We start from the raw sequence: 12,440 nt of genomic DNA on the forward strand, positions 1-12,440 counted from the left end.
TTTATAGGCAGTCTTTTTTTTTGTACGACTAAACTTTATCTTTTTTGTTCAAGTCATTAGTTTTTTCGGTTTTTTCAATTAAAGTTTTATATTTTTTTCTTTCAGGTATTTCTGTTTCATAAATTTTATTATGTTTGCTAAATCGATTTAGCAATACTCAGAACCCTTTTGTTTATGAAGAAAATTCTTTTTACCTGCTTTTTTATTATTGTTTCGAATGCATGGATCAATGCTCAGGAACTGAAGTCTCCCGATGGGAACTTGGTATTGACATTCAATTTAAATGCAGAGGGGGCTCCGATTTATGCTTTGGCCTACAAGAAAAAAGGAGTCATCAAAGAAAGCAAATTGGGCTTTATTTTAAAGTCGGATATCAAAATGAATAAAGGTTTTCAGATTGTTGGTACACAAAAACAATCAGAAGACAATTTTTGGGAACCGGTATTGGGAGAGCAGAAAAAAATCAGAAATCAGTACAATGAATTGAAGGCTGATTTGATACAGGAAAAAAGCAAGCGAAAAATAACGATTTATTTCCGTCTGTTTAATGATGGTTTGGGATTTCGATATGAGTTTCCGGTACAGGATAATCTGCGTCATTTTGTGATTCAGGAAGAAACTACCGAGTTTAATTTAACGGGGGATCATAAACTTTTTTGGATTCCGGGGGATTATGATACAAACGAGTACAGCTATACCACTTCAAAAATTTCAGAGATGCAGTCTTTGATGTATAATGCTGCTCACGTTTCGATGGCAGCACAAACCACGATTAAAAATCTGGCTGCGCAAACGCCTTTGATGATGAAGACTAATGACGGATTGTATATTAATATTCACGAAGCAGCTTTAAAAAATTATCCGGCAATGTGTCTTAATGTTGATGATAAGACTTATTCGCTGAGTTCGCATTTGGTTCCTGATGCTGTTGGAAATAAAGGATACATTCAAACCGGAAGTCTTACGCCCTGGAGAACGATTGTGGTGAGTGATGATGCGCGAAATATTCTGGCTTCAAAAATGATTTTAAATCTGAATGAACCCTGTGCTTTCGAAGATACTTCATGGATTAAACCGGTTAAATATATTGGGGTTTGGTGGGAATACTTTACAGGAGGAGGATCTACCTGGGCGTATTCAGATAATCAGGATGTAGTAATTGGAGCTACTGATTTTTCTAAACTGAAACCTAATGCAACACATGGAGCCAATACTAAACACGTAAAAGAATATATTGATTTTGCTTCGGTAAATGGTTTCGACGCTGTTCTGGTGGAGGGATGGAATGAAGGCTGGGAAGATAATACCGCTTTTAAAAAAGAACGTATTTATAGTTTTACCAAACCTTATCCGGATTTTGATGTGAAAGATTTAAGTGTGTATGCCAAGCAGAAAGGAGTGAAAATCATCATGCACCATGAAACGACATCTTCAGCTTCAGAATATGAAAGACAACTTCCAGATGCCTTAAAGTTTATGGTCGATAATAACTATAATGCTGTAAAAACGGGCTATGTAGGACCAATTATTCCAAGAGGAGAACACCATGACGGACAGCAAATGGTCAATCATTATACGTATGTAGCCAAAGAGGCAGCAAAGCATAAAATCATGGTAGATTCTCATGAAGCAGTTCGCCCGACCGGATTGCATCGTACCTATCCCAACTGGTTTGCTCAGGAATCGGCCAGAGGAACTGAGTTTGAAGCTATGGAAGGAATTCATCCCGACCACACTACGATTTTACCATTTACACGTCTTATGGGTGGGCCGATGGATTATACACCGGGAATTTTTCAGGGAGACTTATCAGTATACGGCTCAAAGAAAAACAAGTTGAGTACAACACTGGCGAAGCAATTGGCGCTTTATGTAACGATGTACAGTCCGTTGCAAATGGCTGCCGATTTGCCTGAAAACTATATGCGTTTCAAAGATGCTTTTCAGTTTATAAAAGATGTTGCACTGGACTGGGATGACAGTTATATTCTCGAAGCAGAGCCGGGAGATTATATCACAATAGCCAGAAAAACTAAAGGAAAACAAGAATGGTTTGTAGGTGGAATTACGGATGAAAATCCACGTACAGCTCTTATTGATTTTAGTTTTTTGCCTGAAGGGAAAACCTATAGTGCAACAATTTATGAAGACGGAAAAACAGCCGATTATAAGAGTAATCCACAATCGTACAACATAAGAAAAATGACCGTAAACAGTAAAACGAAGCTAAAACAAAAACTGGCTGCAAGTGGCGGTTTTGCCATTTCTGTAAAGTAGAAAAGTGTTAGAAATGAGGCACAGATGAGGCCGATTTTTTTTCGGATATTTGCGAATAAGAAAACGGTCTAACCTGCGCGCGAAAAAGATTAGTCACAGATGAAAAGGATTTTAACGATTTAAAAAAAAAGAGGCATAAACTAATCTTTTTTTAATCCTTTTCATTTGTAGCAAAAAATAACCGGAGTGCGAGATTAATTCGTTCTTCTCAAAGACATAAAATAATGAGCATGAAAATTTATCCATTACAATTTGATCCAATCTTAAAAGAAAGAATCTGGGGAGGTGAAAAGCTAAAAACAATTCTGAATAAACCAATTACATCAAAAATTACCGGAGAAAGCTGGGAATTGTCTACTGTAGAAGGAGATGTAAGTGTTGTTGCAAACGGAGTATTAAAAGGACAATCCTTAACAGATTTAATAGATCAATCGCCAAATGAGATTTTAGGAACAGCAGTTTACGAACGATTTGGGAATCAGTTTCCTTTGCTTTTTAAATATTTGGATGCAAGAGAAGATCTATCGATACAAGTTCATCCAAACGATGAGTTAGCCAGAGAACGTCATAATTCTTTTGGTAAAACTGAAATGTGGTACGTGATGCAGGCAGATGCAGATGCGAGAATTATTGTTGGTTTTAAAGAAAATTCCAGTAAAGAAGAATATTTAGAGAACTTAAGTAATAACACCTTAGTTTCAATATTGGATGATGTAAAAGCCAAAGCGGGGGATGTTTTCTTTTTAGAAACCGGAACAGTTCATGCGATAGGTGCCGGTTTGGTTGTGGCAGAAATTCAGCAGACATCAGACATTACCTATCGTTTGTATGATTTTGACAGAGTCGATGCTCAGGGCAACAAAAGGGAACTGCATGTTGATTTAGCATTGGATGCTATCAATTATAAGAAAGTTGATACACAGAAAAAGTACGAAACGGCTTTAAATCAATCAAATGTGGTGGTCAATTGTCCTTATTTTACCACTAATTTCCTTCCGCTTGACGGAATTCTTGAAGTAAGTAAAAAAGGAGAAAGCTTTACGGTTTATATGTGCACGGAAGGTAATTTTGAAATTGCCTATCAAAACGTAAATTATCAATACAAACAAGGTGATACTGTATTGATTCCTGCAGGAATGCACAGTTATAGCTTAAAAGGAACTGCTTCAATTTTAGAAGTTTATATCTCATAAAGAAAGTGATGGAGACTATTTTAGTCACGTTACAGGTATTTAATTAGAATTCATGAAAATTTTATCGCTTTGAAAAATGGAGAATTGAAGAGAATTCATATTAAAAACAATAGCGATGATCAGGAACAGAAAAAATGATTAATAGAGAAAATACCTGTAAATACTGATAATTATATGTTTAATTAACTTTAAAATAATGATTTGTATAAAAAAAAGAATTACAAAATCGTTTTAGTAACTGTTTTTATATATATTTGTGATATAATTAATAACTGCTTAATAAAAAATTAACTCATTGATGAAAAAGATTACTATTAAGGATATTGCTACAGAGGCTCAGGTATCCATATCTACTGTATCTTTTGTTATCAATGGTAAAGGGGAGAAAATGGGCATTAGTCCGGCAGTGATCAAAAAGGTACAGGAAGTGGCCGAAAAGCTTAACTACAGACCTAGTATGATTGCTACCAGTCTTAGAACCGGGAAAACCAGGTCTATCGGGCTTATTGTTGAAGATATTTCGAATCAGTTTTTTGCTGATCTTGCCAGAGTTATTGAAGATGAAGCGAAGAGTATTGATTACAGGGTTTTTTACTGCAGTACAGGAGGAGATGATGAACGTTCTGAAGAGTTAATACATAGTTTATTACAGGCCAATGTGGATGGTTTTATTGTAACGCCAACTCAGAATCTGGAAAACAGTATTGATCTTCTTTTAAAGTTAAAAAAGCCAGTTGTATTGATCGACAGGTATTTTCCGGGACAAAGAGTGAGTCATGTGGTAATGGACAATTATGAAGCCTCGAATTCGGCTGCAAAATTCCTGATCAGTAAAGGGCGCAAAAATATTGCAGTGGTAAACAATACATCCGAGATGATTCAGATGAAGCTGCGTGAAGATGGATACAGAGATGCATTGAAGGAAGCAGAAATGTACAATCCGTCACTTGTTCTTCACATGGATTACCATACTAATGAAGAGGCGAGAATTTCGGGTATAATAGATTTTTTTAAAAGAATCCTGATATTGATGCCGTTTTGTTTTTGGCCAATTATATGGGACTTGCGGGACTTCAGGCTTTCCGAAGAATGGGAATCAAAATTCCTGAAGATATTTCGGTAATTAGTTTTGATGATCATGACAGTTTTAAACTCCATACGCCAACCATTAGTGTTATTGAACAGCCAATAGAAGATATTGCTGTAAAATCCATACAATTGTTAATGAGTCAGATGACTGATATGGAGAAGTTTGAAGTAGAAAAAAGTCTTAAAAAAGGAAAATTGATTATTAGAGAATCGGTTTAAAATTTTGAGAAAAAGATAAAAATAAAAAAGAAACGGTTCGTTTTTTTTTAACCGTTTTACTAAATCGTTTTAGTAAATTTTAGATCCATTAAATTGAAAATGAGTTATGTTTCTGATCAGTTTACGATATCGATTTCTTAGTGGAGTGCTTATAAACATGACTATAAATAAGGCCGGGATATTTATAAGGTGAAAGCCTTATAAGTATCCTAATTAAAAAGAAGTTCAAAATTTTTATTAATTATTTAAAACAATCAAATTAGAAACAATCACAAAAATCAAAACAAACAAATAACCAAAAAAAAATGCTTATGAAACGAATATTGGCAGTGTTAGGAATGGTGCTGTTAAGCAGCTTAGGAGCTGTGGCGCAAAACCGATTGATAACAGGCATAGTAGCTGATGCAGAGAACAAGGGAATTGTTGCTGCATCGATTGAGGTTCAGGGAAAACCGTATAGTGCAATCACTGATGCGGAAGGCCGATTTAAAATGAATGTGCCCGAAGGGCCGGTTACTTTAAAGGTGTCCTCTATAGGTTTTAATCCGCAATCAGTAGTGTTGCAGCAAAACCAAAACAAAATTTCAGTGGTATTAGTTGGAAATACTCAGGAATTAAAAGATGTGGTAGTAACTTCATTTGGAGTTAAGAAACAAAAGAGAAGTTTAGGTTATGCGGTTGGAGAGTTAAAAGGCGAAGACCTGACTAAAAATAAAGAAATTAATTTAGGAAACGCCCTTCAGGGAAAAATTGCCGGAGTTAACGTTTCTGCACCCGTTTCCGGACCATCCGGTTCCAGTCGTGTAATTATTCGCGGGGCAACTTCTGCCAATGGTAATAACCAGCCACTATATGTAGTAGACGGTATTCCAATTGATAATACGCAGCAGGGAAATTCTAATATGTGGGGAGGAGCAGATTTAGGAGACGGTATGTCTTCTTTTAATCCTGAAGATATTGCTTCTATGTCTGTGCTAAAAGGGAGTGCAGCATCTGCACTTTATGGTTTCAGAGGGTCAAACGGGGTAATCCTGATAACGACTAAAAAAGGAAAAGGAGGTACAGGACTTGGAGTAGATTTTAGTACAAATGCTACTTTCAATACGCCTATCAATCTCCTAAAATGGCAGACAGAATACGGTCATGGAGAACCAGCAGCTAACAGCAATTTTAATGGCGCTCCTACAAGATATACAACTCTGGATCAAATGAAGAATCGTGGAGTTCATTGGGCTTGGGGAGAGCGATACGACGGAGTACCTTCTATGTCTTTAGACGGACAAATCAGACCTTATCAGGCCTATGGAAAGAACAATATAAACAATTTTTACAGAACAGGATTTTCTACCAATAATACTTTGGCAATATCAGGAGGTAGTGAGACTACAAATTTCAGATTGTCGTTCGGAAACACCAAAGACGAATCGATCCTGCCGGGAACCAATTTTGGAAGAGACAATATTGCTTTGAGTTTGAATACTAAGCCAAACGAAAAAATAACTATAGAAGCCAATGCACAGTATATGTCTGAGAAAAGCCATAACAGACCTTATCTAAATGATGGTCCCAGAAACGCAGCTTTTCTTGTTTCGTATTTAAGTCCATCAACAGACATCAGATGGTTGAAAAATGGTTATGATACAGAGGGCGGAGAGGCAGATTATTATAACAATGTCTATACTACTAATCCGTACTTTGCCACAGAGGAGACCCTGAATGAAGATTCAAGAAAACGTTTTATAGGTTCTACTAAAGTTACCTATAATTTTACGGACAAAATATACGCCAAAGGAGTTATTGGTATAGATGATATTAACTATGAATATACTGAAATCGAACCTACCGGAATTAATTATAACAGAGGAGGATCGTTTAAAAACATAATGGAAAGCCGTTCAGAGGTGAATGCTTCTGGTTATCTGGGATACAGAGGAAATCTGACTCAGGATTTTTCGCTGGATGCTTTTGTGGGTGCAAACCGTCAGCATAACAAGAGAAGTGCCAACAGACTAGGAGGCAGTGGTTTTATTATTCCTTTCGAATATTTCTTCGGAAACCTTGCGACGCCTGGTGATTTAAGAAAAGAATATGCAGAAAGTGAGGTAAACTCTCTTTTCTATTCGGCTGATTTAGACTATAAAAACTTTTTATATGTTACTCTGACAGGGCGTCAAGACTGGTTTTCAACCCTGGATCCAAAACACAATACTATTTTTTATCCGTCTGTAAGTACCAGTTTGGTATATTCTGAAATTATAAAATTACCGGAATGGATGTCTTACGGTAAATTGAGAGCCGGTTGGGGTAATGTAGGAGGAGGTTTGACAGACCCTTATAAGCTGGTGTTAGATTACGGTACACCAAGCGGTCTCCCAACAATAGGAGGACAACCAATTTTAGGGATTAATGGAGAAACAGTTCCAAACAGAACCTTGCAGCCTTATAATGTAAGTACAATTGAATTTGGTTTTGAAAATACCTTTTTTAACAACAGGCTAAGCACTGATCTTACTTTCTATAGCAAAAGAACTACTAACGATATTGCCGATGCAAATATTTCAATAGGTTCGGGATATAAAAATACTAGAATTAATGTGGGGGAGATTCTAAACAAAGGAGTTGAGTTTGCTGTAAATTTAAAAGCTGTAAACACGGCTAACTTTAGTTGGGGAGTAGGATACAATTTTGCTTACAACGATAGTAAAGTAGTTCGTTTGTCTGATGGTATGCCTGAAAAAATTCTGGAGCAAGGTAGAGATATGAGTGCGTGGGTGATTTTACAGGAAGGACAGCCTTTTGGGATGATTAAAGCCTATGACTATAAGAGAGACGCCAATGGAAATGCGATTCTAGGTACTAATGGCAGATTTCAAAGAGGAGACCTCGTTCTTGCCGGACGTGGGGTAGCTCCTACCACCATGGGATTATCAAATGATTTTACGTACAAAAATTTTAAGCTGTCTGTACTTGTGGACGGTAAGTTCGGAGGGAATATCTATTCTGCAACAAATGCAATAGGAACATCTTACGGACTGACAGAGCAGACTCTTGAAGGACGTGAAGGAGGTGTTGCGGTAAATAATGTAGTAGATAGTAATGGAAATCCGGTAAACAATTTATCCGTTTTCAATTATTGGTACGGTCACAGTCAGATATCGAAAAATTATGTTTATAAATCTGATTTTGTCAAATTGAGAGCAGTTTCTTTAGCTTACAATTTTCCGAAAAGCTATCTTAAAAGTTCACCGTTCCAGGCTATTAATTTAGTGTTCTCTGCTCATAATTTGGTGACACTTTACAGTCTGACTCCTAATGTGGATCCGGAATCTAATTATACTAACGGTAACGAACAGGGACTTGAGAGAGCATCGTTGCCTTTGACGAGAAGTTATGCTTTGACGCTTAATGTTAAATTCTAATTACGAAACGAAAGATGAAAAATAAATATATAAAACTGTTTTGTACCGCAATTTTTGCGGCCGTAACTCTAACTTCCTGTGATAAAGGATTCGAAGAGTTGAACCAGAATCCGAATACGACTACAGTTCCACAATTAAAATCGATGTTTACGCTGGCAGAGGTTTATACCAATGGACAGGACTATTCTAATACCAGAGGGAATATTATCTATGCCGAACAAATGATACAACATTTTGTTTCTCCGGGATCATCAGGTACTATTTACAGTCTCAACAATGCAGCTTCAGGAGCTTTATTTGACGAAGCATACGGTAAATTCGGTTTGGGTCATATTTTTCAGTTGATGTCTGTTATGCCAAATACTCCGGAAAACAGCAACATGATTCAGGCATGCAGAATTATGAAGGTAATTTTGTTTCAGAAATTGACTGATACTTATGGAGACGTTCCCTATTTTGATGCCGGTAAAGGATATACAGATAAGCTCTTTTTCCCTAAATACGATACCCAGCAAGCCATTTACAACGATATGTTAAAAGAACTGGATGAAGCAGGAGATGCGTTGGATGCTGCTAAGCCTTTTGTAGGTAATGCCGATTTGTATTACAAGAGCGATGTGACAAAATGGAAAAAATTTGCCAACTCTCTGATGTTAAGAGTAGCAATGCGTTTGTCTAAGATCGATCCGGCGAAAGCAAAGCAATTTGTAGAAAAGGCTTATGCCAAAGGAGTTTTTAGTGCAAATGATGACAGTGCGGTATTGAATTATGACTTGGCTGCCAGTAGTAATGTTACAACAAATCCTATTACGTCTACCTGGGTTGTGACTAATTTAGATGCTGGTAAAGGATTGACTAAATTCAGTAAAACGTTTATCGATTTATTGCAAAACACAAACGATCCGCGTTTAAGAATTTATGCAAAAATCGAAGCTACAGGAAATAATAATCCTGCGAGTCAGAAAGGGGTTGCTCCTGATGCAACCGGATTTGGAACCGGTGGAGCTACGAGTTTCTCAGATCCTAATACCTCTACAGTATTACGTATAAATGCCCCGGCTATCATTATGTCTTATGCTGAGATACAATTTATATTGGCAGAAGCAGCTGCAAAAGGCTGGAATGTTGGAGGAACAGCACAAAAATATTATGAAGGCGGAGTAAAAGCGGCTATGGATATTCTGAAAATTTTCGGAGACAAAGTACCTGCGGTAACAACTACTGAATACGATGCTTATATGGCAGCAAATCCATTTAAAGTTGCGGGAACAGAAGCCCAAAAAATAGAACAGATTATTACTCAGAAATGGATTGTATTGTTATTTAACGGTTTTGAAGCTTTTGCTGAATATAGAAGAACAGGGTATCCTGCTTTGGTACCGGTGAATGCAGTTGGAGGAGAAACCCAGGGTACTATACCAAGAAGATTTATTTACAGCATGTCAGAACCAATTAGCAATACGGTTAATTATCAGGAAGCGGTAAAACGCCAGGGACCTGATTTGTTGACAACCAGAATCTGGTGGGACAAGCAATAATTTTATGCGTTAGGTGAGTTAGTTGAGTTAAGCCGGGTAGGGATACCTGTACCTCCCGGCTTATTTTTAATTTCTGATTGATTTTCATTACATTAGAGGAACTGTATCCAAAAAAGTTCGATAAATTTTAATCCCTTTTTTTCGCAAAAGAAAATAGCTTCTGCTGAAAAAGATGGAATTATCATCCAAAGAACATCACAATTAGGACAGACTTTTAAGAAATCGAAAATCAGAAATCGGGAGTTTAAAATCAACGATCTAAAATGAATTAAAGCTTGGCAGCCGTAAAAAAAAGGAAATGATTTCAGAATATTTTGTTAGTTGCTTTTATTCCGTAATAAAAACCTAAAGCGAGAAGGAAATAATTGAAAAAGATTTATCCTTCTCCAACTGCCGGCGACAGCATTGAAAAAATATAATAATTTATTATTCAGCTAATACCGATTATGTATTCAAGATAGTCTCATAAAAATTCGACTATTTTCATACTATATCGGCATTATACCAGAAACCAGAAGACTAGATACATAATTATAATTGGTATAAAATGGAGTATAAAAAAAGATTTTATTGGTTTGTCGGCGTTTGTCTCGCCAATTTTTCGTTGGCGGCAAATGCCCAAAATAAAGATTTAAAAACCGGCTGGCAGTATCGGGAGACTAAAACCGAAAAATGGTATCCTGCGACAGTTCCGGGAGAAATACATACCGATTTGCTGAACAATAAAACCATACCGGATCCATTTTACCGGGACAATGAAAAAAAACTGACCTGGATCGAAAAGAAAGACTGGGAGTATAAAACCACTTTTCAGGTAAGCCCGGCAACACTCGCTAAAAAACATACAGAACTGGTTTTTGACGGACTGGATACATATGCCACCGTTTATTTGAACAATCAGGTAGTTTTGAAAGCCGACAATATGTTCCTGCAATGGCGTGTAGATGTAAAAAAAGTACTGAAATCAGGAAATAACGATTTGGTTATTGTGTTTAAATCGGCGCAAAATGTAGTGGATTCCCTGGCCAAGAAAGATTTACCTTTTGTAATTCCGGACAATCCACGTGCGTATGTACGTAAAGCACAATACCATTTTGGATGGGACTGGGGACCCAAATTCACCACTTGCGGAATTTGGAAAACCCCGCGTTTAGAAGCTTACGACAAAAAAGAAGCTGAGAAACCTTATGTGTTAGACCGTAAAATTGAATTGGTTCAGGAACCGGATAAGGTGGGTAAAACATTCTATTTTAAAATCGATGGAAAACCGGTTTATATGAAAGGAGCCAATTATATTCCGTCGGATGCGTTTCTTTCCAGAGTGACCAAAAAAGAATATGAAAAAGTAATTGGTATGGCCAAAGATGCCAATATGAATATGCTTCGCGTATGGGGAGGTGGTATTTATGAAGACGATTATTTCTACGATTTATGCGATAAAAACGGCATCTATGTCTGGCAGGATTTCATGTTTGCTGGAACAATGGTACCGGGAGATGATGCTTTTTTCGCCAATGTAAAAAAAGAAGTTCAGTATCAGGTAAAACGTTTACGTCATCACAAGAGTATTGTTTTATGGTGTGGCAATAACGAAATCGACGAAGCTTTTAAAGATTGGGGATGGCAAAAAAGTATGAAAATGCCCAAACAGGATTCTATTCGTTTATGGAAAGATTACGTTCGTTTGTTTCAGGACAGTATCCCAAAATGGGTAAAAGAAGTAGATGATAAACGACCATATATTAGTTCTTCACCATCATTTCATTGGTCGAAAGCAAAAAGTTTAACCGAAGGCGACAGCCATTATTGGGGAACCTGGTGGGGATTGGAAGATGTTGAAGCTGTGCAAAATAAAACAGGACGTTTTGTGAGCGAATACGGTATGCAGGCGATGCCCAATTATTCTTCAATCGAAAGATTTACAAATCCTGAAGATCGATATTTATATTCCGATATTTTACAGGCACATCAAAAAGCCGGAAAAGGATTTATGAAATTAGATTCGTACCTGAACCGATATTTTATTGATTCGACCAAAATTAAGAAAATGAATGTCGAGGATTATACGTATCTCACACAGTGTTTACAATATTATTCCCTTAAAAATATTATTGGCATCCATCGTTCAAAAGCACCGTACAATATGGGAACATTGGTTTGGCAGCTTAACGATTGCTGGCCGGTAGCAAGCTGGAGCGTTACCGATTATTACGACAGACAGCCCAAAGCTGCATGGTACGCCATGAAAGAAGCCTATCGTGATGATAAAACACCGGAAATTGATTTAACCCGTCCGATCAATCTAAAATTGGAAGACCCAAAAATCACCTGGCAGGTAAAAGGAAATAAGGTGATTCTCAAAGCTTCAAAATTTGCCAAATATGTCAACGTTTCTATAAAAGGTTATACCGGAAAATGGAGCGACAACTATTTCGATTTGAAAGTCGGAGAAGAGAAAACCATTACGTTTGAAGGTGCGATAGCAAAGCCGATTATTAGAGTTTACTCCCTATATGATGTTCTTAGTAGGTACTAAGGTACTGAGAGGCTGAGGTTCTGAGTTTTTTTTAGTTACAAAGGTTCAAAGGTTCAAAGGTTCAAAGCGACAAAGGTTTTTAACAGAGATGGAGTGCTTTTGCTTGGCGGACTTTGCGTAAAACCTTGCGCACTTTGCGGTTAAATTTTTAGGTTCAAAATTAAAAAAT

The 12,440-nt window shown here is 37.0% G+C and carries 7 protein-coding genes; all 7 read left to right on the plus strand.

What is annotated here, in order from left to right; genetic code table 11:
- The first annotated feature begins 174 nt into the window (after positions 1-174).
- The gene (locus tag OLM58_RS11590; RefSeq protein ID WP_264532394.1) at positions 175-2,277 is read left to right on the plus strand and encodes a glycoside hydrolase family 97 protein; all 2,103 of its coding nucleotides are present in this window, start codon (positions 175-177) and stop codon (positions 2,275-2,277) included.
- 224 nt (positions 2,278-2,501) lie between these two features.
- Entirely contained in the window at positions 2,502-3,470 is a 969-nt protein-coding gene (locus tag OLM58_RS11595; RefSeq protein WP_264532395.1) for a type I phosphomannose isomerase catalytic subunit, read from the plus strand.
- Positions 3,471-3,768: 298 nt separating this feature from the next.
- Positions 3,769-4,593, plus strand: a complete 825-nt coding sequence (locus tag OLM58_RS11600; protein ID WP_264532396.1) for a LacI family DNA-binding transcriptional regulator — start codon at positions 3,769-3,771, stop codon at positions 4,591-4,593.
- Positions 4,560-4,778 (plus strand): substrate-binding domain-containing protein, encoded by a 219-nt coding sequence (locus OLM58_RS11605; protein ID WP_264532397.1) that lies wholly within the window; start codon positions 4,560-4,562, stop codon positions 4,776-4,778. The genes OLM58_RS11600 and OLM58_RS11605 overlap by 34 nt, the downstream gene beginning before the upstream one ends.
- 311 nt (positions 4,779-5,089) lie before the next feature.
- Positions 5,090-8,197, plus strand: coding sequence for a SusC/RagA family TonB-linked outer membrane protein (locus OLM58_RS11610; protein ID WP_264532398.1), 3,108 nt, complete (start codon positions 5,090-5,092; stop codon positions 8,195-8,197).
- 14 nt (positions 8,198-8,211) lie between these two features.
- Positions 8,212-9,735, plus strand: coding sequence for a SusD/RagB family nutrient-binding outer membrane lipoprotein (locus tag OLM58_RS11615; RefSeq protein ID WP_264532399.1), 1,524 nt, complete (start codon positions 8,212-8,214; stop codon positions 9,733-9,735).
- A gap of 547 nt (positions 9,736-10,282) precedes the next feature.
- Positions 10,283-12,271, plus strand: coding sequence for a beta-mannosidase (locus tag OLM58_RS11620; protein ID WP_264532400.1), 1,989 nt, complete (start codon positions 10,283-10,285; stop codon positions 12,269-12,271).
- Positions 12,272-12,440 lie beyond the last annotated feature (169 nt).

This window comes from Flavobacterium sp. N502540, assembly GCF_025947365.1.
In the GTDB taxonomy this organism is placed as follows: domain Bacteria; phylum Bacteroidota; class Bacteroidia; order Flavobacteriales; family Flavobacteriaceae; genus Flavobacterium.